18 protein-coding genes are annotated in these 21,406 nt (G+C 71.1%); 11 read left to right on the forward strand and 7 right to left on the reverse strand.

Annotated features, from left to right (window positions below; all coding sequences use genetic code 11):
- The first annotated feature begins 110 nt into the window (after positions 1 to 110).
- Positions 111 to 2,216, forward strand: a complete 2,106-nt coding sequence (locus tag H284_RS0113995) for an acyl-CoA dehydrogenase family protein (protein WP_020076736.1) — start codon at positions 111 to 113, stop codon at positions 2,214 to 2,216.
- 91 nt (positions 2,217 to 2,307) lie between these two features.
- Here the strand turns inward: H284_RS0113995 and H284_RS0114000 are convergent, their stop codons facing one another.
- Positions 2,308 to 3,297: a malate dehydrogenase gene (locus H284_RS0114000; protein ID WP_196802443.1), complete on the reverse strand. Its 990-nt coding sequence runs from the start codon at positions 3,295 to 3,297 to the stop codon at positions 2,308 to 2,310.
- A gap of 65 nt (positions 3,298 to 3,362) precedes the next feature.
- On the opposite strand from H284_RS0114000, the gene ypfJ reads away from it, so the two are divergent.
- A complete protein-coding gene (gene ypfJ / locus H284_RS0114005) occupies positions 3,363 to 4,250 on the forward strand; it encodes a KPN_02809 family neutral zinc metallopeptidase (protein ID WP_020076737.1) in 888 nt (295 codons plus the stop codon).
- Between the two features lie 17 nt (positions 4,251 to 4,267).
- Positions 4,268 to 5,245: a prolyl aminopeptidase gene (gene pip, locus H284_RS0114010; RefSeq protein ID WP_020076738.1), complete on the forward strand. Its 978-nt coding sequence runs from the start codon at positions 4,268 to 4,270 to the stop codon at positions 5,243 to 5,245.
- On the opposite strand, the gene H284_RS0114015 is transcribed toward pip, so the two are convergent.
- Both H284_RS0114015 and H284_RS0114020 read right to left on the reverse strand, forming a co-directional pair.
- Positions 5,234 to 5,656 carry an FAD synthase family protein gene (locus H284_RS0114015; RefSeq protein ID WP_018192205.1) on the reverse strand — a complete coding sequence of 141 codons (423 nt, stop codon included), beginning with the start codon at positions 5,654 to 5,656 and terminating at the stop codon, positions 5,234 to 5,236. The two genes, pip and H284_RS0114015, sit on opposite strands and share 12 nt — an antisense overlap.
- A gap of 104 nt (positions 5,657 to 5,760) precedes the next feature.
- Positions 5,761 to 6,348 carry an arsenate reductase/protein-tyrosine-phosphatase family protein gene (locus tag H284_RS0114020; RefSeq protein ID WP_020076739.1) on the reverse strand — a complete coding sequence of 196 codons (588 nt, stop codon included), beginning with the start codon at positions 6,346 to 6,348 and terminating at the stop codon, positions 5,761 to 5,763.
- 238 nt (positions 6,349 to 6,586) lie between these two features.
- Between H284_RS0114020 and H284_RS0114025 the strand changes: the two genes are divergently transcribed.
- Positions 6,587 to 9,238, forward strand: coding sequence for a right-handed parallel beta-helix repeat-containing protein (locus H284_RS0114025; RefSeq protein WP_020076740.1), 2,652 nt, complete (start codon positions 6,587 to 6,589; stop codon positions 9,236 to 9,238).
- A gap of 28 nt (positions 9,239 to 9,266) precedes the next feature.
- Here the strand turns inward: H284_RS0114025 and H284_RS0114030 are convergent, their stop codons facing one another.
- Positions 9,267 to 10,622, reverse strand: a complete 1,356-nt coding sequence (locus H284_RS0114030; RefSeq protein ID WP_018192202.1) for a lipopolysaccharide biosynthesis protein — start codon at positions 10,620 to 10,622, stop codon at positions 9,267 to 9,269.
- Positions 10,619 to 11,725, reverse strand: a complete 1,107-nt coding sequence (locus H284_RS0114035) for a glycosyltransferase family 4 protein (protein WP_231371240.1) — start codon at positions 11,723 to 11,725, stop codon at positions 10,619 to 10,621. The genes H284_RS0114030 and H284_RS0114035 overlap by 4 nt, the downstream gene beginning before the upstream one ends.
- A gap of 166 nt (positions 11,726 to 11,891) precedes the next feature.
- On the opposite strand from H284_RS0114035, the gene H284_RS0114045 reads away from it, so the two are divergent.
- The gene (locus H284_RS0114045) at positions 11,892 to 12,941 is read left to right on the forward strand and encodes a glycosyltransferase (RefSeq protein WP_020076743.1); all 1,050 of its coding nucleotides are present in this window, start codon (positions 11,892 to 11,894) and stop codon (positions 12,939 to 12,941) included.
- Here H284_RS0114045 and H284_RS0114050 read toward each other — a convergent pair.
- Both H284_RS0114050 and H284_RS0114055 read right to left on the reverse strand, forming a co-directional pair.
- The gene (locus H284_RS0114050) at positions 12,931 to 13,644 is read right to left on the reverse strand and encodes a polysaccharide deacetylase family protein (RefSeq protein WP_020076744.1); all 714 of its coding nucleotides are present in this window, start codon (positions 13,642 to 13,644) and stop codon (positions 12,931 to 12,933) included. The two genes, H284_RS0114045 and H284_RS0114050, sit on opposite strands and share 11 nt — an antisense overlap.
- Positions 13,641 to 14,591 carry a glycosyltransferase family 2 protein gene (locus H284_RS0114055; protein ID WP_020076745.1) on the reverse strand — a complete coding sequence of 317 codons (951 nt, stop codon included), beginning with the start codon at positions 14,589 to 14,591 and terminating at the stop codon, positions 13,641 to 13,643. The genes H284_RS0114050 and H284_RS0114055 overlap by 4 nt, the downstream gene beginning before the upstream one ends.
- 102 nt (positions 14,592 to 14,693) lie before the next feature.
- On the opposite strand from H284_RS0114055, the gene H284_RS0114060 reads away from it, so the two are divergent.
- From H284_RS0114060 to H284_RS0114085, 6 genes are all read left to right on the forward strand, one after another.
- The gene (locus H284_RS0114060) at positions 14,694 to 15,611 is read left to right on the forward strand and encodes a glycosyltransferase family protein (RefSeq protein ID WP_020076746.1); all 918 of its coding nucleotides are present in this window, start codon (positions 14,694 to 14,696) and stop codon (positions 15,609 to 15,611) included.
- Between the two features lie 179 nt (positions 15,612 to 15,790).
- Positions 15,791 to 16,990 carry a DUF1972 domain-containing protein gene (locus H284_RS0114065; protein ID WP_020076747.1) on the forward strand — a complete coding sequence of 400 codons (1,200 nt, stop codon included), beginning with the start codon at positions 15,791 to 15,793 and terminating at the stop codon, positions 16,988 to 16,990.
- A complete protein-coding gene (locus H284_RS0114070; RefSeq protein WP_020076748.1) occupies positions 16,987 to 17,751 on the forward strand; it encodes a CDP-alcohol phosphatidyltransferase family protein in 765 nt (254 codons plus the stop codon). Before H284_RS0114065 ends, H284_RS0114070 begins: the two co-directional genes overlap by 4 nt.
- Positions 17,748 to 18,494, forward strand: a complete 747-nt coding sequence (locus H284_RS0114075) for a hypothetical protein (protein WP_020076749.1) — start codon at positions 17,748 to 17,750, stop codon at positions 18,492 to 18,494. Before H284_RS0114070 ends, H284_RS0114075 begins: the two co-directional genes overlap by 4 nt.
- A 37-nt stretch (positions 18,495 to 18,531) precedes the next feature.
- Positions 18,532 to 20,055 carry a tyrosine-protein kinase domain-containing protein gene (locus tag H284_RS0114080; protein ID WP_020076750.1) on the forward strand — a complete coding sequence of 508 codons (1,524 nt, stop codon included), beginning with the start codon at positions 18,532 to 18,534 and terminating at the stop codon, positions 20,053 to 20,055.
- Between the two features lie 3 nt (positions 20,056 to 20,058).
- A complete protein-coding gene (locus H284_RS0114085) occupies positions 20,059 to 21,381 on the forward strand; it encodes a hypothetical protein (protein ID WP_020076751.1) in 1,323 nt (440 codons plus the stop codon).
- Positions 21,382 to 21,406 lie beyond the last annotated feature (25 nt).

Genomic DNA, 21,406 nt, shown 5'->3' on the forward strand with positions numbered 1-21,406 from the left:
CGGGCGGAGGGGCGTCGGACACGCGGTTTGTAGGCGGCGCACGGTCGTTTTCCGGTTGCGCTCGACCGGTCGTAGCGTGGCGGAATCCACGATTTTCGTTAGGAGAGGTCATGGTCGACACTGCCGAACGCGTCCCCAGCGCGACCCCCGCATCCCCCGCCACGCCCGCCGCCGCGAAGGCGCCCGCTCCGGCCACCGCACCCGGCGTCACGCCACGCGTCGAGGTCGAAGCGCTCGGCCGTCAGCTGCTGGGCGACTGGGCGGAGGCCCGTCTGGCGTCGCGCGAGCTGGCCAAGCGCCCGGAGATGCAGAAGCAGGAAGGCCTCTCGGTCGCCGACCACCGCACGCGCGTGTTCGGCCAGCTGAAGCTCCTGGTCGAGAACGGGCAGGTGCACCGCGCCTTCCCGAAGTCGCTGGGCGGCAGCGAGGACAACGGCGGCAACATCGCCGCCTTCGAGGAGCTCGTCGCGGCCGACCCGTCCCTCCAGATCAAGTCCGGCGTGCAGTGGGGGCTGTTCGGGGCGGCCGTCCTGCACCTCGGCACCGAGTCGCACCACCAGAAGTACCTGCCGGCGATCATGTCGCTGGAGGTCCCCGGCGCCTTCGCGATGACCGAGACCGGCCACGGCTCCGACGTCGCCAGCATCGCGACCACCGCGACGTACGACCCGGAGACGCAGGAGTTCGTCATCGACACCCCGTTCCGCGGCGCCTGGAAGGACTACCTGGGCAACGCGGCGGTGGATGCGACGGCGGCCGTCGTGTTCGCCCAGTTGATCACGAAGGACGTGAACCACGGCGTCCACGCCTTCTACGTGCCGATCCGCGACGCGAACGGCGACTTCCTCCCGGGCATCGGCGGCGAGGACGACGGCCAGAAGGGCGGTCTGAACGGTATCGACAACGGCCGTCTGCACTTCAGCGGCGTCCGCATCCCGCGCACCGACCTGCTCAACAAGTACGGGGATGTGGCCGAGGACGGCACGTACACATCGCCCATCCAGAGCCCCGGCCGCCGCTTCTTCACCATGCTCGGAACGCTGGTGCAGGGACGCGTCTCGCTCGACGGGTCCGCGACGATCGGCGCCAAGATCGGCCTGAAGATCGCGTTGACGTACGCCGACCAGCGCCGCCAGTTCACCGCGGGGAGCGACACCGACGAGGAGGTGCTGCTCGACTACCAGCGGCATCAGCGCCGTCTGCTCCCGCTGCTCGCCACCACGTACGCGGCGAGCTTCGCCCACGAGGTCTTCCTGCACAAGTTCGACGACGTCTTCAGCGGGAAGGCCGACTCCGACACCGATCGGCAGGACCTCGAGACGATGGCCGCGGCGCTCAAGCCGCTGAGCACGTGGCACGCGCTCGACACCCTGCAGGAGGCGCGCGAGGCGTGCGGCGGCTCCGGCTTCCTGACCGAGAACCGGCTGACCTCGCTTCGCCAGGACCTCGACATCTGGGTGACCTTCGAGGGCGACAACAACGTCCTGCTGCAGCTCGTCGCGAAGCGTCTGCTCACCGACTACAGCCGCAAGTTCGCGAAGGCGGATGCGGGAGCGCTCGCCCGCTACGTCGTCACGCAGGCCGCGGGGAAGGCCTACCACGGCTCGGGGCTGCGGACGGTCGCCCAGACGGTCCGCGACTTCGGCTCGACGGCGCGGTCGGTCAACTGGCTGCAGGAGCCGGCCACCCAGCGCGAGCTGCTGACCGGTCGCGTGGAGACCATGATCGCGCAGATCGCCGGGCGGCTGCGCCCCGCGTCCAAGCTGGGCAAGAAGGCCGCGGCCGAGCTGTTCAACTCGCAGCAGAACGAGCTCATCGAGGCGGCTCGCGCGCACGGCGAGCTGCTGCAGTGGGAGGCGTTCACGGATGCGCTGGAGCAGGCTCCCGACGCGGGCACGAAGCAGGTGCTCACCTGGCTGCGCGACCTGTTCGGCTTCGGTCTGATCGAGAAGCACCTCTCCTGGTACCTGATGAACGGACGCCTCTCGCCCCAGCGGGCGCAGGCGGTCTCGGCGTACATCGACCGGCTGCTCACGCGCATCCGTCCGCATGCCGTCGACCTGGTGGATGCGTTCGGCTACGGCCCGGAGCTCGTGCGCGCGAAGATCGCGTCCGGCGCCGAGGCGGAGCGTCAGGCGGAGGCCCGCGCCTACTACGCCGAGCGCCGCGCCGCGGGCACCCTCCCGACCCCCGAGAAGTCGCAGAAGAAGCGCTGACCCCTCTCGAGATTTGCGCCAAATCTCCGGTATGAGCCCGTCATAACCGCGATTTGGCGCAAATCTCGCAGATGGAGCGGCGAGACCGGGGTCAGAGGAGGCCGAGGGCGGTGACGGCGTCGCGCTCGGCGACGAGCTCGGCGACGGAGGCGTCGATCCGCTCGCGCGAGAACGCGTCGACCGCGAGGTCGGGCACGATCCGCCACTCCCCGTCGACCGACCGCACCGGGAAGGACGACACCAGCCCCTCGGGCACCCCGTAGGAGCCGTCGGAGACGATGGCAGCGCTGGTCCAGCGGTCTCCGGTGCCGTTGACCCAGTCGTGGATGTGGTCGATCGCCGCGCTCGCGGCCGACGCCGCCGATGACGAACCGCGCACGTCGATGATCTCGGCGCCGCGCTTGGCGACCCGGGGGATGTACTCGTCGGTGAGCCAGCGCTCGTCGACGAGCTCGGTGGCTGGCCGGCCGTCGACGGTCGCGTGCGTGACGTCCGGGTACTGGCTGGCCGAGTGGTTGCCCCACACGATCACGCCGTCGATCGAGCGGACGGGCACGTGCAGGTGCCGCGCGAGTTGCGCGACGGCACGGTTGTGGTCGAGCCGCGTCATCGCGGTGAAGCGCTCCGCCGGCACATCGGGAGCGTGCGCGCTCGCGATGAGCGCGTTGGTGTTGGCCGGGTTGCCCACGACGAGCACGCGAACATCGTCCGCCGCCCCGGCGTTGATCGCCTCGCCCTGCGGGCCGAAGATGGCTCCGTTGGCTTCGAGCAGGTCGCTGCGCTCCATCCCCGGCCCCCGCGGGCGCGCGCCGACGAGCAGCGCGACGTTCACGCCGTCGAAGGCCGCGCGCGCGTCGTCGGTCACGTCGATGCCGTGCAGCAGCGGGTAGGCGCCGTCCTCCAGTTCGAGTGCGGTGCCCTCGGCGGCCCGCAGACCTGCCGGGATCTCGAGCAGCCGCAGCTGCACGGGCGTCTCCCGCCCGAGGAGCTGCCCGGAGGCGATGCGGAACAGCAGGGCGTAGCCGATCTGCCCGCCCGCCCCGGTCACGGTCACGTTCACTGGGGGTGTGGATGCGCTCACGCTGCCGAGCCTAGACCGCGGCCGACGCGCCCGGGAGTCGTCGATCGCGGCGTACCGTGTGCGCCATGACGTTCGATCCGAATGCCGACATCAGTGGTGGCAAGGTGCGCCGACGCGGGCGCACCGCCGGGATCGCGGCGGGAGGTGTCGGCCTCGGAGCGGTGGTCATCCTGCTCGTCTCGCAGCTGTTCGGCGTCGACCTGACCGGGATCGTCGGCGGGGATGCGGGCGGCAGCACCCAGCAGATCGCCACGGGCGACCAGGCGGTCGACTGCTCGACGGGCGCCGAGGCGAACGCCAGCGTCGACTGCCGCATGAAGGGGGCCGCGGCGTCGCTCGAGGCGTACTGGTCGAGCGAGCTTCCGGAGCTGGGCGCCACGTACTCGTCGCCCGAGTTCATCCTGTTCGACGGCCAGACGGGAACGGGATGCGGCTCCGCGACCAGCGCGGTCGGCCCGTTCTACTGCCCGCCCGACCGCACGCTGTACGTCGACACCGGCTTCTTCGACGAGCTGCGCTCGCGCTTCGGCGCGAGCGGCGGCCCGTTGGCCGAGATGTACGTGGTGGCGCACGAGTGGGGGCACCACATCCAGAACATCGGCGGCATCATGGAGCAGCACAGCAGCAGGCAGACCGGTCCGGCGTCGGACAGCGTCCGCACCGAGCTGCAGGCCGACTGCTTCGCGGGCAGCTGGGCGGGCGCCGCATCCACCACCGACGACCCGAGCGGCCGACCGTTCCTGGAGCCGATCACGGACGAGCAGATCGCCGACGCCCTGAGCGCGGCGGCGGCGGTGGGCGACGACCGCATCCAGCAGGCCTCGACCGGGCGCGTCGACCCGGAGGGATGGACCCACGGCTCGGCCGAGCAGCGGCAGCGCTGGTTCACCACCGGTTTCCGGCAGGGCGCGGCGGCGTGCGACACGTTCTCCGTCCCGGCGTCGCGGCTCTGAACCGCTACCCTCAAGCCATGCGGAGCCTGTACCCCGAGATCGAGCCGTACGACAGCGGAATGCTGGACGTCGGCGACGGCCAGCAGCTGTACTGGGAGGTCAGCGGCAATCCGGAGGGGAAACCGGTCGTGTTCCTGCACGGCGGCCCGGGCGGCGGGACGACGCCGGCCCACCGCCGGCTGTTCGATCCGGAGCGCTACCGCATCGTGCTGTTCGATCAGCGAATGTGCGGCCGCAGCCTCCCGCATGCCAGCGAGCCGGAGGCCGACCTCAGCGTCAACACGACCTGGCACCTGGTGGACGACATCGAGCGTCTGCGCGAGCACCTCGGCGTCGACCGTTGGCAGGTGTTCGGCGGTTCGTGGGGCAGCACCCTGGCGCTGGCGTACGCGGAGACGCATCCCGAGCGGGTCACCGAACTCGTGCTGCGCGGCATCTTCACGCTGCGAGCGCACGAACTGGACTGGTTCTACGAGGGTGGCGCGTCCGCGCTGTTCCCGGATCTCTGGGAGGGGTTCCTGGAGCCGGTTCCCGAGAGCGAGCGGTCACGTCTGATGCGTGCGTACAACCGCCTGCTGTTCGACACCGACCCGGCCGTGCACCTGCCCGCCGCCGTCGCCTGGTCGCGCTGGGAGTCGTCCACGATCACCCTGTTGCCGCGGCCGGAGCTCGTCGAGGCGTTCACCGAGCCGACGCATGCCGTCGCGTTCGCGCGCATCGAGAACCACTTCTTCGTCAACGGCGGTTGGTTCGAGGAGGGGCAGTTGATCCGGGATGCGGAGAAGCTCGCCGGGATCCCGACCGTGATCGTGCAGGGCCGCTACGACGTGTGCACTCCGCCGATGACCGCGTGGGACCTGCATCGTGCGCTTCCGGAGTCGGACCTGCGGATGATCCCGGATGCCGGGCACGCGTTCGACGAGCCGGGCATCCTGGATGCGCTGATCGAGGCGACCGACCGCTTCGCCGACGAGGATGGGGACTCAGCCGGCTAGGACCGCGAGCGCCTTCCGCAGCTGGGTGGATGACGTGGTCATCGTGTACGGGAAGTACACGACCTCGACGCCGACGGCCGCGAACTCGCGCTCGAGCCGCATCCCCTTCTCGGTGCCGCGCCAGTCGTCGCCCTTGAAGAACACGTCGAACCGCAGTTCGCGCCAGGTGTCGAGCTTGTCGGGGACGGTCTCGGCGACCGCCTCGTCGACGTAGTCGATGCTCTGGACGATCTCCAGCCGCTCGGCGAGGGGGATGACCGGGGTGATGCCCTTGGTGAGCTCCAGCATCTCGTCGGAGACGACGCCCGCGATCAGGTAGTCGCACTGGCTCTTGGCGTGTTTCAGGATGTTCAGGTGTCCGATGTGGAACAGATCGAACGCCCCTGCGGCGTAGCCGACGCGTCGGGTCACGGGCTTCCCCCCTTGGTTTGAGATTTCCTCACCTATTCTGGCGGATTAGTGAGGATTTGTCACCAAGTGATCTCGGGGAGTGCTGAATGTGCCCTGTGCGGGTGTCAGGCGGGCTGTGCGGCCTCCAGGAGCGCAGGTGCGATGCGCTGTACCAGCGGCTCGATCTGGCCGAGTGCCGCCTGATACGCGGCCTCACCCCGGCCGTACGGATCGAGGATGTCGCCCTCGTCGTATCCCCGGCGGGTGGGAGCGCCGAGCGAGCGGATGCGGAGCGCCGGACGGTGTGCCGCCGCCCACGCGACGAGCTCGCGCAGGTCCGAGCCCTCTGGCGCCCCGACGATCGCGTCGGCGAACTCCGTGAGGGTGAAGGCGCGGCGCACGATCCGCGGCTCGTGCTCGGTCACCCAGGCGAGATGCTGCTGCGTCGCGGTGAGCACCAGGTCGGACCCGGCGAGCAGCTGTCGATCCGCCTGCCGGGCGACGAACTCGGAGACGTCGATCCCGCGGTCCTCCAGCAGGCGGTCCATGGGCGGGTTCACCGGCCAGCCGCGCTCCGCGTGCGTCCCAGCGGAGTGCACGTGGAAGCGCGGATCGGACTCGAGCGCCTGAGCCAGCAGGAACTCCATCGCGGGGGAGCGGCAGATGTTCCCCGTGCAGACGGTGAGGATGCGGAAGGTGTCGGAGCCGGGCATACAGCCATTCTTCCGGAAACGCCCGGGAAGGGGCCGACGGCTGCGAAGCGCCTGGCTGGGCCACCCGAAAGGGGGGGTGTATCGCCATAGCGTGTCGACAGGACGCGCGATAGATTTAACGGTTTTGGTTCGCGGACTCGCAGGGGCACGTGCTAGCTTCTTCTCAGCTCCGCGCAGAAGGCCTGGTCTCACCTCTGTGTTTTTCTGTTCGCGAACTATCAGTATTGGAAGACAGTCCATGGTCCGCAAGGCCAGACACCGCCTCACCAACACCCAAAAGTCCCCCGCTCCCCGCATCTTCACCCGCAACATCGTCGTCACCGCTGTGGCGACGGTCGCCACCGCCGGTATCGCCGTCTTCGGCCTGCCGGCGATCACGGCGTCGGCTGCACCCTCCAACTACGTCGTCGGCAGCCAGCTGGTCTCCGACGACTTCTCCCGCGTCACAGCGGGTGGATGGGGCAGCGCGCCGGTCGGCGGCGCCTACCGGACCACCGGCACGACGCCCTTCTCGGCGACCGGCGACGCCGGCAGCATGACACTGCCGCGTCCCGGCTCGTCGCTCACGGCGACCCTGCCGTCGGTCACCGCCGGTGACGTCACGACGTCGGCGACGATCGACGTCCCGCGCATCCCCTCCGGGGGTAACGGCATCTTCGCCGGTGTGCAGACCCGCGTCGCCGCCGGCTCGTACTATCAGGCCAACATCCGGGTGAACGCCACAGGCGCCCTCACCCTCACGATCCTCCGCATCAACGGCTCCACGGCCGACCAGACGACGGTCGGCAAGGAGATCCGGGTCGCGACCGGCCTCAAGGCCGGGGCATCGGTGCACCTCGAGTTCCAGGCGACCGGGTCGAACCCCGTCCACCTGCAGGCTCGCGCCTGGCCCGAGGGCCAGGCGAAGCCGGACTGGCAGTCCGTCGCCGACGACTCCAGCGCAAAGCGGCTGACCTCCGCGGGCAGCCTCGCCGCCTGGTCGTACGTCTCCGGCTCGACCGCCGCTCAGCCTGTCGCGTTCGACACGCTCGCGGCGTCGACGCTGAAGCCGGTGGAGGAGACTCCGACGCCGACTCCGACGCCGACCAACACTCCGACGCAGACGCCGACCCCGACGCAGACGCCGACCCCCCAGCCGAGCGAGCCGACCGCACCGGTCGACCCCGCGCCGCCGGTCACCCCGCCGACGCAGCCGCAGCCCGCTCCGACCGGCGACCCGTCGATCGACACGTCCGGCACCCGCTTCCCGACGGGCGCGGCCGCCATCGGCAGCACCGCGTACGCGGTTCCCGCCGGCGCCCTGCTCGTGGCCCCGAACGGCTCCGACACCGGAGCGGGGACGGCATCCAGCCCGTTCCGCACCGTGCAGCACGCCATCGACGTCGCCGGGAACGGCGCGACGATCGTCCTGCGAGCCGGCAGCTACCACGAGTCGCTGACCGTGCCCGCGACGAAGAAGCTGACCATCCAGTCGTACCCGAAGGAGGCCGCCTACCTCGACGGCAGCTCCGTCGTGAAGGGCTGGACGCAGAGCGGCAGCACCTGGGTCGCCGGAGGCTGGAACCACGTCTTCGACTCCAGCCCGACCTACACCCGTGGCGCCGGCGACGGCTCCACGCCGGGCTGGCAGTGGCTGAACCCGTCGTACCCGATGGCCGCGCACCCCGACCAGGTCTGGATCGGCAATGCCGCCCAGCAGCAGGTCGCGAGCCGGTCACAGGTCCGCCCGGGCACCTTCTACTACGACACAGCGGGCAAGACGCTCGTGCTCGGAACCAACCCGGGCAGCCAGGAGGTGCGCGCAAGCGACCTGCAGAAGGCGATCAGCGTCCAGTCCGCCGGCTTCGTCCTGAAGGGCGTCGGGGTGCGCCGCTACGCGCCTTCGGTCCCCGACATGGGTGCGGTCACCGCGTGGAAGGGCGGAGCGCTCTTCGAGAACGTCTCCTTCACCGACAACGCCACGACCGGTGTCTCGCTGGGCGGCGACGGCAACACGCTGCGCTCCGTCACGGCGGCCCGGAACGGCCTCCTCGGCGTCCACGCGAACTACTCCGACCACCTGACGCTCGACGGCGTGCTGGCCGCGGACAACAACGCCGAGCACTTCAACACCTCGCCGGTCTCGGGAGGCGTGAAGATCACGCGATCGCGGATCATCGACATCCGTGACAGCGCGTTCCTGCGCAACCAGGCGGCCGGGCTGTGGCTCGACGAGTCGGTTTACGGCATGACGATCGCGCACAACGACGCCATCGGCAACGCGGGCAACGGCATCTCGCTGGAGATCTCGTCGACCGCGACCCTGGTGGACAACGTCGCGTCGCGGAACATCTCGGCCGGCATCAAGCTGAACAACATCAGCTCGGCCAAGGTGTGGAACAACACGCTCAGCGACAACGCGCGCAACCTCGACATCACGCAGGACTCGCGTCGGGGCAACAACTCGTCGGACGCCGGTCACGACCCGCGCCAGGCGTTCCCGGACCCGACCATGACCTGGGTCACCGGGCCGGTCACCATCCGGAACAACGTCATCTCCGGCGGGACGGGCAACTGCCTGCTGTGCGTCGAGGACTACTCGCACCAGCTGTCCGCCGAGCGGATGCAGATCAGCAGCGATTACAACCTGTACCGCAGGGCCTCGGCTTCGTCCCCGTCGTGGGCCGTGATCTGGTCCCGCGGCGCCGGTGACCCGGCCGTGTACTCCACGTTCTCGGCGTTCACGTCGGCGACCGGGCAGGAGGCGCACAGCACGATGGCGGAGAACGCACCGTCGCTCGCGCCCTCGCAGCTGATCGCCTCGGTGGTCGGCGCGGCCACGGCCCTCCCCGGCGACATCGCGTCGCTCATCGGGAAGCCGGCCGGCACCGTCCACGTCGGCGCCTGGTAACAGCGGGGCGCCCGCAACACGGGTTCCTCTAGAGCACGTCCTCTCGGCCGTCGTCGGGCACTTCCGCCCGACGGCGGCCGAGGTCGTGTGTGACGTACCAGAGGTTGGGCAGCACCTGGCAGACCAGGACGCTGATCGCGGAGCCGATGATCGGGCCGCCCGCACCGATGACGCCGATCAGCCACCAGGACAGCACGAGGTTCAGGGGCACGCTGGCGAGGATCGGCCATACCTGGAAGGTGAGGCCGCGCTTGTCCGTCATGTACATCCCCGCCGGGTACTTGGCGGCCTGCAGCGCGACGAACACCACGAACCCGCCGACCAGCCACGGGTCGAGGGTGAACCTGTCGCCCGCGATGAAATGGGTGAGCAGCGGCGAGAGCGCGGCGAGCAGGAGCCCCAGTCCGAGGCCGCCGGCGAGGAACCACATCGTCGGCTTCATCGGCGACTCGATGCGCGACTCCGACCGGGCCCTCGCGTAGATCGGCCAGAGCGCGACGCCCGCGGCGGCGATGGTCTGCACGACCAGGCCGAACAGCTGGGAGGCGAGGTTGTACTGCGCGAGCTCGGTGCCGGTGGTCAGGTGGCTGAGCAGGAGGCGGTCCGTCTGCATGGCGATCGGGAGGGCGACCATCTGCACGAGCATCGGCCACGCGACGCCCATGGCGGGAACGCCCGGGTAGCGCCGGGGGAACGGCACCTCGCGGAGGGCCTTCCCGATCTGCGGACGGATGAGGCGCGCTGCGACCAGGAGGCAGATCAGCGATGCGAGGCCGTTGGCGATGTACGAGAGAACCGCGAGGAAGCTGCCCGCCGGAGCCGACAGGGCCACCAGGGTCGCGAGCCCGAGGAACATCGCCGGGGCGACGACGGCCTGGCTGGCGGTCTGGGTGCTGGTCCGGCCGAGCCCGACGAGCACGCGCGAACCGACCGTGAGCGGCAGCACCAGCGCGAACGTGCCGAGGCACAGGAACGCGGCGAGGCTCCCGCCGTCCGGCAGCAGCGCACCGCCGAGGATGGCCGGCCACCAGCCGAGCAGCGAGATCACGAGGCCCACGCCGACGATGGCGGCGGCGGAGCACAGCAGTATGCGGAAGGCCGTCACGATCGTGCTGCGGACCAGGCGGTCGGATGCCGGTTTGTCGGAGCCGGCCACCGCGTTGATGACGACGGCCGCGATCCCGAGGTCCGCGAAGGGCAGCAGGGCGGGAAGTGCCGCGAGCAGGCCGTATTGGGCGTAGGCGTCGGTGCCGAAGTTCTGGATGATGAGCCGGCTGTTGACGATGCCGATGAGACCGGAGATGCCCATCACGACGACCTTGATGACCGCCGTCGACCCGACGGCGCGCACCATCCCGGTCCGCTGCGGCTTCAGGGTCGTCATGCCGGTACCTGCTCTTCGAACAGGGCGCGACCGGCGGCGATGCGGCCGTCGACGGCGGGGAGGGCGGAGCGGATGTCGGCGGCGGTGCGGTGGCGGGCGAGCGCCGCATCCACCCCGTCGGCGATGCGTGCGGCGTCGGCGTCCCCCGGAAGGACGAGGTGGCCGGCGTCGATGAGGAACTCGGCGATGCCGGTCTCCGACGTGGTGACGACCTCGCAGCCGTGGGCGAGCGCCTCCACCAGGGGAAGACCGATCTGCTCGCGCCAGTCGCCGACCCGTCGTGACGGCAGCACGAGGACGTGCGCGCGCAGCAGTTCGGTGTGGATGACGTCCCTGGGCGGATCGACGAGGAGCCGGATCGAGGGGTCGGCGTCGGCCGCGGCCCGTGCCTCGTCGAGCATCCCGCCCGACCCGATCAGCGTCAGCGTCGCCAGCGGGCGCCGGGAACGGATGGCCGGCCACGCGGCGAGCACGTCGCCGAATCCCTTGCGAGGCGAGAAGGCGCCGAGGAAGACGACGCCGTCGGGGTCGCGCTGGACCGTCCGCTCGGCGTCGCAGCGGCACGGGCTCGGGAGCGCTTCGACCGTCAGCTGGCGGCGGGGGCGGCGGGCGAAGGTCTCGCCGTAGAGGTCGCGGGCGCCGGGCGTCCCGTAGACGACGGTGTCGAGACGGTGCCAGACGTAGGCGCTCAGCATCCGCTCGACGGCGCGACGCAGGCGGCTGCGGAGGCGAGGCGGGCGGGCGGCGAAGGGGTCGAGGTTCTCGATCGCGTACGTAGCGACTTCGGCGCGTGGTGCACCGAACAGGCGCTTGAGCCCGAGCGCGGCGAGCACGGCGGCGGTCCGGGGGAGGGAGTCGAGGTAGAGCGGCTCGTCGACCTCGACCCGGGTGATCCTGCTGCGGAGGGCCATCCGTGCCGCCGCGAGGCTGCCGGCCTGCGCGAGCTCGATACCGGACGCCAGCTCAGGATCGAAGTCGTAGCGCTTCACGCGGTACACGATCGCCGCAGGGTCGAGTTCGTGGGCGCGCTCGAGATGCACGCTGCGCACCTGGTCGTACAGGCGGACGTGCTGGTGGTGAAGAGTTGGCGCTTCGCTGGCCACGGGCAGCTCCGGGGTCTGGTCGGGGCCCTCGAGTCGGGTGTCGGGCCTCTGCTGAGCGAGTCTAGACAGGCGGAGGCCAAATAACGAGATATTCTCAAAAATGCACCCAGTCTTGGGGGTCGGCGCTGGCTCTGACCGCGGAACGGCCCCTAGGGTGGATCGCACCATGACCGAGCCCGAGCGAATCGTCGTCCAGCAGTCCTTCCCGGATCCGCGGCCCACCACCAACCCGTACATCGTGATGCTGCGCGACGCGCTCACGTCGACGCCGGGTCTTGAGGTGCGCACGTTCTCGTGGCGGCGCGCGCTGCTCGGCCGGTACGACGTGTTCCACGCGCACTGGCCCGAGATCCTGGTTTCGGGGCAGAGCCGGATGAAGGCGCTCGTCCGCCAGGCGCTGACGGTCGTGCTCATCCTCAAGCTCCGAGTGACGCGGACGCCGATCGTGCGGACGGTCCACAACCTGCACCTGCCGGACGGCATCTCGCGGCGCGAGCGCGCCATCCTCCGCTGGTTCGACCGGCGGACGACGCTGCGCATCCGACTCAACCCCACCACACCGTTCCCGGACGGCACGGCTTACGAGACGATCCTGCACGGCGACTACCGGGAGTGGTTCGGCCGCTATCCGCGTCCGGCGCGCGAGCACGGCCGGCTGGGCTACTTCGGGCTCATCCGCCGCTACAAGGGGGTCGAGCAGCTGCTGGAGGTCTTCGCCCGGGTTCCAGGAGACGACCTGCGGCTGACCGTCGCGGGCAAGCCGTCCACCGAGGAGCTCGCCGAGACGATCCGCGCGCTCGCCGACCGCGACGAGCGTGTCCGGGTGCAGCTGAGCTTCCTGCAGGACTCCGAGCTGGCGGACCTGGTCGGACGCAGCGAGCTGATCGTGCTGCCCTATCGTGACATGCACAACTCGGGAGGGGTGCTCACCGCGCTGTCGCTCGATCGTCCGGTGCTCGTGCCCGACAACGAGACGACGGCGGCGCTCGCCGAGGAGGTCGGACCCGCGTGGGTGAGCCGGTACGCCGAGCTCACGCCGGAGGTGATCCGCGACGCCGCCGAGCACGCCCGCGGCGTCGAGGGCCGACCCGACCTGAGCGCGCGTTCGTGGGCGGACGCGGGGCCGCAGCACGCGACCGCGTACCGCCGGGCGATCGACCTCGTGCGCGGCGGCCGGAGTCGGCGCCGCAGCCGGGAGCAGACGGTCAGCTCCTGAACCGGGCCTCTCGCACCAGGCGGCCGTTCGCGGCCGCTGTGCCGAGCGAGGTGAGTCGCAGCCCGCGCGCGGCGTAGCCGGCCACGACTTCGGGGAGCAGCGTGGCGTGGTCGACCGTGGGGGCGGGCCCGTCGTCGACGCCGTCGACCGCATCCGCGTGCCCGTCGTGGCCGAGGATGATGGCGCCGCGTTCCGCCGACAGGGCCAGACGGAGCCGCTCGTCGTGCGGGGCGTCGCGCCAGTCGGCCAGCGTCGGTCCCCACAGCACCGGCTCCATGCCCGCGGCCTTCACGGCACGCCAGGAGCGCAGACTCTGCGCGCCGTACGGCGGCCGGAACCAGTGGATCGGGCGCCCGGCGAGGTCCTCCAGCTCGGCGCGCGCGTCGCGCATCCGTCCGGCCAGTGAGTCGGGCGGCAGCGTGGTGAGGCGGCGGTGGTCGGGGCCGTGCAGGGCGAGCTCGTGGCCGCCGCCGAGGATGTCGTCGAGCAGGCCCGGATCGCGACGGGTGCGGCTCAGCAGCACGAAGAATGTCGCCGTTGCGCCCGCGTCCGCGAGGGCCGACAGCACCGTGGCGGTCCGGAACGACGGGCCGTCGTCGAACGTCGCGACGACCACAGGCTCCTCGGTGCGGACCCGCATGACGGACCCCACCGGAGCGCCGGCGCGGCGAACGAGGGCGATCGCCCGGTCGCGAACGCTCACTGCGGAGTGCCCTGCGTCGTCCGCGCGTACTCCTGGTAGACGCCGCCGAACGCCGCCCACACCATCCCGGCACCGCGGTAGGCGGCGCGGGATCCGCGCGCCTGGTGGCCGGGGGAGCGGAGGAGCAGGCCGAGTGCCGTCCTGGCCACGCCGAGGACCACACGCGCGGCCCCGCCGACCGCAGCGCGGACCCGCGCGACGGCGCGACCGGCCGGACCGCTCGCCAGGCGCACGCTGACGACAGCGGTCGAGTTGCCGTGACTCCACGCCCGTCGGAGCACCCAGCGGCGGCTGATCCGCGCGGACGGCACCAGATCGGTGATCACCGATTCGTTGCACCACACCATCCGGTAGCCGGCATGGGCGAGCTGACGGCTGAACAGGGTGTCCTCCCCGCCGCTCAGACCGAGGTCGAGCGCGAACCGCACGCCGCTCTCGCGCACCTGGTCGAGGTCGAGCAGGAGGTTGCCGGCCGCGGCGACGTGGAGCGGCGTGCCCGTCGGCAGGGAGCGCCGCACGAAGAACCGCCCCTCCTCGATCCACCGTCCGGGCGGTCGCTCGAACTCCGCGACGACCCGGCCGGAGACCAGAGCCGGCTCCGAGATGCGCCACACCCGGACGAGCTCGCGCAACCAGCCGGCGTGGGGGTGCTCGTCGTCGTCGATGAAGGCGAGCAGCCGCGACCCTGCGCTCTCGTCGAGGGCGCGGTTGCGCGCGGCCGCGATGCCGGGCTGCGGCTCGACGACGTAGCGGACACCGGCCTCCTCGGCCGCCGTGCGTCCGCTCGCGCCGGGGTCGTTGTCGACCACCAGGACGTCCGTGGTCGTGGTGCCGGCGGCGTCCAGATCGTCGGCCTGCGCCTTCAGCAGGGGCAGCAGCACCCGCAGTTCCTCGGGCCGATGGAACGTCGGAACGGCGATCGTCACGGGCAGGCGCTGGTCGGTCATCGAGTTCTGGTCCTCGCATCGGGTGGCGGAGTCACCATGCTCACACAGGTATAGGCTTCACGCCAGCGCCCGGACGGGGGCGGTCGGCAGGAGGGGAGCAGGATGGCGTTCGAGGGGTTGGCCGTGATCGTCGTCGGCTACGGCTCCTCCGGACTGCTCGCCGAGAACCTCGCCCCGCTGACCCGTCGGCTGGAGGGCGCGCGCACGTTCGTCGTCGACAACCGCACCTCCGACGCGGAGCGCGAGGCCATGCGCCGGCTCTCCGCGGCGGAGGGATGGGACCTGCTCGAGCCGGCGGAGAACCTGGGCTTCGGGCTCGGGATGAACGCGGCAGCGGAGCGCGCCATCGCCGCCGGTGCCGCCCACCTGCTGCTCCTGAACCCGGATGCGACGATCGAGCCGGCGGACGTCTCGGCTCTGCTCGGCGCGGCCGGTGACGACCCGCTCGTCCTGCTCGCGCCGCGGGTGCTCCGGCCGGACGGGTCGGTGTGGTTCGACGGCTCCGACCTGCACCTCGGCGACGGGCGGATCACGGCGACCCGCAACCGCGAGCGCCTCGGCGTCCGCGACGCCGAGCAGTGGCTGAGCGGCGCGTGCCTGCTGGTGAGCGCGGAGCTGTGGACGCGGATCGGCGGGTTCGGCGACGGCTACTTCCTGTATTGGGAGGACGTCGAGCTGTCGTACCGTGCGCGACGGGCGGGAGGCCGCGTGGAGGTCGTGGAGACCGCGACGGCGGTGCACGCCGAGGGCGGGACGCAGGGCGACGGCCACGCGACGAGCGGCGAGGCGAAGTCCACGACGTACTACTACTTCAACATCCGGAACCGGCTGGTCTTCGCGGCACGCAACCTCGACGAGGCGTCGGTGAAGCGGTGGCGGCGGGCCAGTATCCCTATCGCGTACGAAGTGCTGTTGCAGGGCGGGCGGCGCCAGTTCCTGCGGTCGGCGGCCCCGCTCGCGGCGGCGTTCCGGGGGGTGCGGGACGGTCTGCGGGCCTCCCGGCGTACACGCTCCCGGTGAAAGTCCCCCGAACAGGGGAGCAACAGTTGAGGATTTCTCGTCATAGACTGTGAGGGCAACAGAGACCCGACCCTGGTGCACACCGAAGACCGAGATATGCGGATTCTCGCCCGCCCGTCACGGTCGACGCTTCCGTCGTCGGGTTTCTCCGTACCGACCGACGAGAACGAGAGAAGCCGATGCAGAGCAAGGCGAGGCGATCAGGGGAACCGCTCAGCATCGCCATGGTCGGAACGCGTGGCGTGCCCGCCCGATACGGCGGCTTCGAGACCGCCGTCGAGGAGGTCGGCTCCCGGCTGGCGGAGCGCGGTCACCGCGTCGTCGTCTACTGCCGCCCGGCCGACGGAGAGCGCCCCGCCGAGTACCGCGGGATGGAGCTCGTCCACAAAGGCGCGATGCACCGCCGCTCGCTCGAGACGCTGAGCCACACCGGCCTCTCGGTCGCCCACCTCCTCCGCCACCGCACGGACGTCGCCCTGGTCTTCAACGCGGCCAACTCGCCATACCTCCCGCTGATCCGCGCCGCGCGCATCCCGGTCGCCACCCATGTCGACGGTCTCGAGTGGAAGCGCGACAAGTGGAAGGGGACGGGCCGCCGCTACTACCGGCTCGCCGAATCCGCGGCCGTCCGCTGGTCCGACGGGCTCATCGCCGACGCGCAGGGCATCGCGGACTACTACCGCGACGAGTTCCACACGCCGACCCGGCTGATCGCCTACGGCGCTCCCCGCGTGGCCGACGAGTCCGACCTGCTGGCAAGCCTCGGACTGGAGCCGCAGGGTTACCACCTGCTGGTGGCCCGCTTCGAGCCGGAGAATCACGTCCACACCATCGTCGACGGGTATCGCCGCAGCGGCGCCCGGCTCCCGCTGATCGTCGTCGGATCCGCCCCCTACGCGGACGCCTACACGGCCCGGGTCCACGAGCTCGCGGACGACCGCGTGCGCTTCCTCGGCGGGGTCTGGGACCAGCGCCTCCTCGACCAGCTCTACGCCAACGCCTTCAGCTACCTGCACGGACACTCGGTCGGCGGGACGAACCCGTCGCTGCTCCGCGCGATCGGCGCCGGAGCGCCGACGCTCGCCTACGACGTCGTCTTCAACCGCGAGGTGCTCGGCGACAGCGGCGCGTACTTCACCACCGAGGGGGATGTCGCCCGCGTCGTCGAGGCGGCGGAAGCCGACCCCGATGGGCACCCCGGCCGCCGAGCTGCAACCCGCGCCCGCGCCGCCGGATACGACTGGGACGACGTGGCCGACAAGTACGAACTCCTCTGCCGCGACCTCGCCGACCGCGTGCAGGTGCGCGCGAGGCGACCGCTCACCATCCAGCGCGTCGGCTCCGCCCCGCGCCTCACCGGCGAGGCGGTGGAGTCGTGACCGGCGGAACGCTCGACGGCGCGACGACCCGCGAGACCTACGGCTCCGTCCTCCGCCGGCTCGCCGCCGCGCAGAAGCCGGCCGCCCGCAGCGCTCCCGCCTACTCCCGGTTCGTCAACCGCCGGCTCGGCCGGTACCTGACGGCCTGGGCGTACCGGGCCGGCCTCACCCCGAACGGCGTCACCGCGATCAGCGCCGCGTGGACGTTCGCGGCCCTCATCCTGCTCGTCGTGTTCCCGCCGTCCTGGCTGCTGGGCATCGGCGTCGCGCTCATGCTCCTCATCGGCTACGCCTTCGACAGCGCGGACGGCCAGCTCTCGCGGCTGACCGGGCGCAGCAGCCCTGCGGGCGAGTGGCTCGACCACATGGTCGACGCCACCAAGGTGGTCAGCATGCCGCTGGCGCTCGGCCTCGGCCTCTACCTGCACGACGCGGTCCCGGTCGCCTGGCTCCTCGTCCCCCTCTTCTCCGCGGTGATCTCCTCCGTTCTGTTCTTCGGGATGATCCTCACCGAGCAGCTGCGGCGCCAGCACGGCCGGGTCTCCCTGGCCGCCGATGCGCCCGGCCGTCCGTCCTGGATGCGTGCGGTGCTCGTCCTTCCCATGGACTACGGGGTGCTCTGCCTCTCGTTCGTCCTGCTCGGCTGGCTTCCCGGCTTCCTCGTGCTCTACACCCTCATCGTCCTCGCGACGACGCTCTTCCTGTTCGCCGCAGCCGTCACCTGGTTCCGCGAGCTCCGTTCCGAAGGAGGCCGGCCATGACGTCGGACGACAACACCACCCCGCTGCCCACGCCGGACGACCAGACCCCGGAGAACCAGTCGCCGGAGCAGAAGGGCCGCTGGACGCGCAAGCGCATCGGGCTCGTCGCGCTCGCCGCTGTCGGCGGCCTCGCCATCGTGGCCGCGATCGTCATCGCCTCCGTGTACTCGTTCTCGCGGCCCGCGGGCGGACCGGTGCCGGACGCACTCAAGCCGGCGGCGACGCAGCTGCCGCGGCCGACCGACAGCGCGGGCTCCGCGCCGTCGACCTCCACTCCGTCCGATGCACCGACGGGGTCGCCGTCGACGCCCTCCCCGGCGAAGAAGGGCGAGATGGATGCGCGCTTCGGCGGCGTCGTCGCCCAGACCGCCGAGGTCAAGCAGGATGTGAAGACCCCCTCCGGTCTGACCGCGAACGTCGTCTCCGTCGAGTCCTACACAGCGACCGCCACGCGCCCCGGCGAGGTCAGCGGACCGGCCGTGAAGGTGACCCTGCGCCTGACCAACGGGACGGGCGGCGCATTCCCCCTCTCGACGGCGACGGTCAACGCCTACTACGGTTCGAGTGCGACGCCCGCAGCACCGGTCGCCGGCGACTCCGCCGCCAAGCCCTTCACCGGATCCCTCCAGCCCGGAGCATCCGCGACGGCGGTGTACGTCTTCACGGTGCCGGCCGACGACGACGGAGCGGTCACCGTGACCCTGAGCGACCAGGCGGGCGCCCAGCTCGTGGTGTTCCAGTGAGGGCGGCGCAGGACCGGGTGACCGAGGGGGAGAATCGATGAGCTCCAAGCAGTACGCGCAGGCGTTCCGGCGTTTCTGGTACGTCGTCGTCATCGCGACGATCGCGGGAGCGCTGCTGGGCTTCGGCCTGTCGCAACTGGCGGTCAAGAGCTACACCGCGACCTCCGGACTGTACTTCTCGCTCAACTTCGGCGGGTCCGCGAACGACCTGAGCCAGGGGTCCACGTACACGCAGAACCAGATGCTGTCGTTCGCCCAGCTGGCCGAGTCACCGGTCGTGCTCACGCCGGTGGTCGACCAGCTCGACCTCTCCATCACGCCGAGCCAGTTGGCCGATTCGATCTCGGTGAGCACGCCGCAGAACACGGTCATCCTCGAGCTCGCCGTGACCGACACCAACCCGCGCCAGGCGGCGGACATCGCGAACGCGGTGGCGGCCAGCCTGTCGAGCACGGTCGAGCAGATCGCACCGAAGACCGCGCAGGGCGCGGCGACGGTCTCCGTCCGCGTGATCGAGCACGCCGCCGTCCCCAAGTTCGCGTCGTCGCCGAACACGCGGCTGAACGTGCTCTCCGGCCTGCTGCTCGGGCTCATCGTCGGTGCCCTCATCGTCGTGCTGCGCGCGACCTTCGATACGGGCGTCCACAACGCCGAGACCGCGACGGAGGTCGCGAAGGCTCCGCTCGTCGGGTCGATCCAGCGCGAACGGAACAAGGACGGCGTCCCCGTGCTCGTCTCGGCGCCGCTCTCCAATGCGGCGGAGGCCTATCGGCAGCTGCGCTCGAACCTCGAGTTCGTCACGCTCGGCTCGCCGACCCGATCGTTCGTGATCACGTCGTCGATCCCGTCCGAGGGCAAGTCGCTGATCTCGTCCAACCTGGCGCTCGCGCTCTCCGAGACGGGCCAGCGCGTCCTGCTGATCGACGCCGACCTGCGTCGCCCCGCCATCGCCGGGTACACGTCCCTGTCGGGCAACGCCGGGCTGACGTCCGTTCTCGCCGGCCGCGCCGACTTCGAGGACGTGGTGCAGCGCTGGGGCGCGGGCGACCTGGATGTGCTCGCCGCCGGTCCCATCCCGCCGAACCCGAGCGAGCTGCTCTCGTCGCGGGCCATGAGCGATCTCCTGGAGCGCCTGCGCGCCCGCTACGACGTGATCGTCATCGACACCGCGCCCCTCGGATCGGTCGCCGACGCATCCATCCTCGCCCGCCAGGTGGACGGCGCCCTCGTGGTCGTCGACCGCACGCGGGTGCGCAAGCAGCAGCTCGCGCAGACCGTCGACTCGCTGCAGAAGTCGGGTGCGGCCGTGCTCGGCATCGTGCTGAACCGCGTCGCGGCGGGCAAGGAGCGCAACGCGTACTACATGGCGGAGCAGCCGCCGCGCCGTCTCGGCCTGCCGGGTCGTCGTGGCGGAGCTGCAGCGGAGTCTGCCGACACGGCGGAGGCCGGCGGCACGGCGAAGCGCTCCGCGAAGGGCAAGGCGGCGGAGGGCGAGCCGGCCGAGAACGCCGCCGCGCCCGATTCCCCCTCGGACGCGGCGCGCAGTCACAGCGCCTCCTGACCCATGAGCTTCCTCAGCGGCGCGCTCGTCGACCGGCTGCTCCTGCTGGCCGTCGCGCTGGGCGTCGCCGTGCTCGGCTTCCTCGTGCTGCGCCGCGCGCCGCGCCTGGCGGTCGCCACCTGGATCGTCGTGCTGTGCTTCGTGCCGATCTGGCTCGGGTTCGGCATCGGCTTCAACGGCAACTACTACCTGCCGCCTGCGACCGCGGCCGCCCTGCTGGTGGTCGCCGCGCTTCTCCCTGTCCGCCGCTTCCGGCTGAGCTGGATGGATGCGCTGATGACGCTCGTGGTCGTGGCGGCGCTCGCCTCCATCCTCGCCGGGAATGCGGGCATCGCCCTCGGCGCCGCGATCATCGTGGTCACGTACTTCGTCGCAGGCTACATCGTGGGCCGCGTCGCCCCGCTGCGCGTCGACCCGGCCTGGGTCCACGGCGCCATCGCCGTCTGCTTCACGATCGTCGCGGTCCTCGCCATCATCGAAGGGTTGACGCACTGGAACCCGTTCGTGCTGATCAAGTCCGGCAACTCGCTGTACTCGATCTGGGGCACCATCCAGGAGCGCGGCGGCGTACCGCGGGCGGAGGGGGCCTTCGGGCACAGCATCGCGCTGGGAGCGAGCCTCGCGATGGCCGTCCCGATCGCCCTGGCCGCCCCGTTCCGCCTCTGGGTGCGCGGCCTGATGGTGCTGACGATGCTCGTCGCGACCGTGTACACGTTCAGCCGGATCGGGATGATCTGCTCGCTCCTCGGCGTCGCCCTCTCGGTGCTCTTCATGCGGGATGCGATCTCGCGTCGCGCGCGCATCGCCATCACCACGATCGTGGTCGTGGCCTCCGCCGTGGTGTTCCCGCTGGTCTCGGCCGTGTTCGACGACGCCGGCGCCGAGGCCTCCGACAGCGCGGACTACCGCGGCGACCTCGTCTCCCTGTTCGGAACGATGAACCTGGTGGGCGTCGCGGGCTCGGCGCAGAAGAACTCGGCCGGCTCTCTCTACTTCGGCAACTTCCGCTCGATCGACAGCCAGCTCATCCTGACCGGGCTGACGAACGGGATCATCGTGCTGATCGCGATCGCCGTCGCACTCGCCTTCGGCATCCTGCTCGTCCTGCGGGGGAAGGCGTCGCCGGCGACGATCGCCCTCGTGGCGCAGATCCCCGCGTTCGCGACGGTCGCTCTGATCACGCAGTACTCGATCTTCGTCTGGTTCGTCGCGGGCCTCGCGGCCACGACGCAGCTCGCGCCGGATGCCAGCAGGCCGCTCGTGCTCGGCCGGCCGACGCGTGTGCCGCAGTCGGAGCCGGATGCGCTCCCTGCAGGTCGCGGCTGATCGGCGCTACGCGTGATCGGCGCGA

The organism is Cryocola sp. 340MFSha3.1, assembly GCF_000383315.1.
Classification (GTDB): Bacteria; Actinomycetota; Actinomycetes; order Actinomycetales; family Microbacteriaceae; genus Leifsonia.

Excerpts from the sequence above, each read along its gene's own strand:
- H284_RS0114080 (WP_020076750.1), top strand. The coding sequence starts at position 18,532 with ATGAGCTCCAAGCAGTACGCGCAGGCGTTCCGGCGTTTCTGGTACGTC.
- H284_RS0114085 (WP_020076751.1), top strand. The coding sequence starts at position 20,059 with ATGAGCTTCCTCAGCGGCGCGCTCGTCGACCGGCTGCTCCTGCTGGCC.
- H284_RS0113995 (WP_020076736.1), top strand. The coding sequence starts at position 111 with ATGGTCGACACTGCCGAACGCGTCCCCAGCGCGACCCCCGCATCCCCC.
- H284_RS0114060 (WP_020076746.1), top strand. The coding sequence starts at position 14,694 with ATGGCGTTCGAGGGGTTGGCCGTGATCGTCGTCGGCTACGGCTCCTCC.
- H284_RS0114045 (WP_020076743.1), top strand. The coding sequence starts at position 11,892 with ATGACCGAGCCCGAGCGAATCGTCGTCCAGCAGTCCTTCCCGGATCCG.
- H284_RS0114030 (WP_018192202.1), bottom strand. The coding sequence starts at position 10,622 with ATGACGACCCTGAAGCCGCAGCGGACCGGGATGGTGCGCGCCGTCGGG.
- H284_RS0114075 (WP_020076749.1), top strand. The coding sequence starts at position 17,748 with ATGACGTCGGACGACAACACCACCCCGCTGCCCACGCCGGACGACCAG.
- H284_RS0114020 (WP_020076739.1), bottom strand. The coding sequence starts at position 6,348 with ATGCCCGGCTCCGACACCTTCCGCATCCTCACCGTCTGCACGGGGAAC.
- ypfJ (WP_020076737.1), top strand. The coding sequence starts at position 3,363 with ATGACGTTCGATCCGAATGCCGACATCAGTGGTGGCAAGGTGCGCCGA.
- H284_RS0114025 (WP_020076740.1), top strand. The coding sequence starts at position 6,587 with ATGGTCCGCAAGGCCAGACACCGCCTCACCAACACCCAAAAGTCCCCC.
- H284_RS0114055 (WP_020076745.1), bottom strand. The coding sequence starts at position 14,591 with ATGACCGACCAGCGCCTGCCCGTGACGATCGCCGTTCCGACGTTCCAT.
- H284_RS0114065 (WP_020076747.1), top strand. The coding sequence starts at position 15,791 with ATGCAGAGCAAGGCGAGGCGATCAGGGGAACCGCTCAGCATCGCCATG.
- pip (WP_020076738.1), top strand. The coding sequence starts at position 4,268 with ATGCGGAGCCTGTACCCCGAGATCGAGCCGTACGACAGCGGAATGCTG.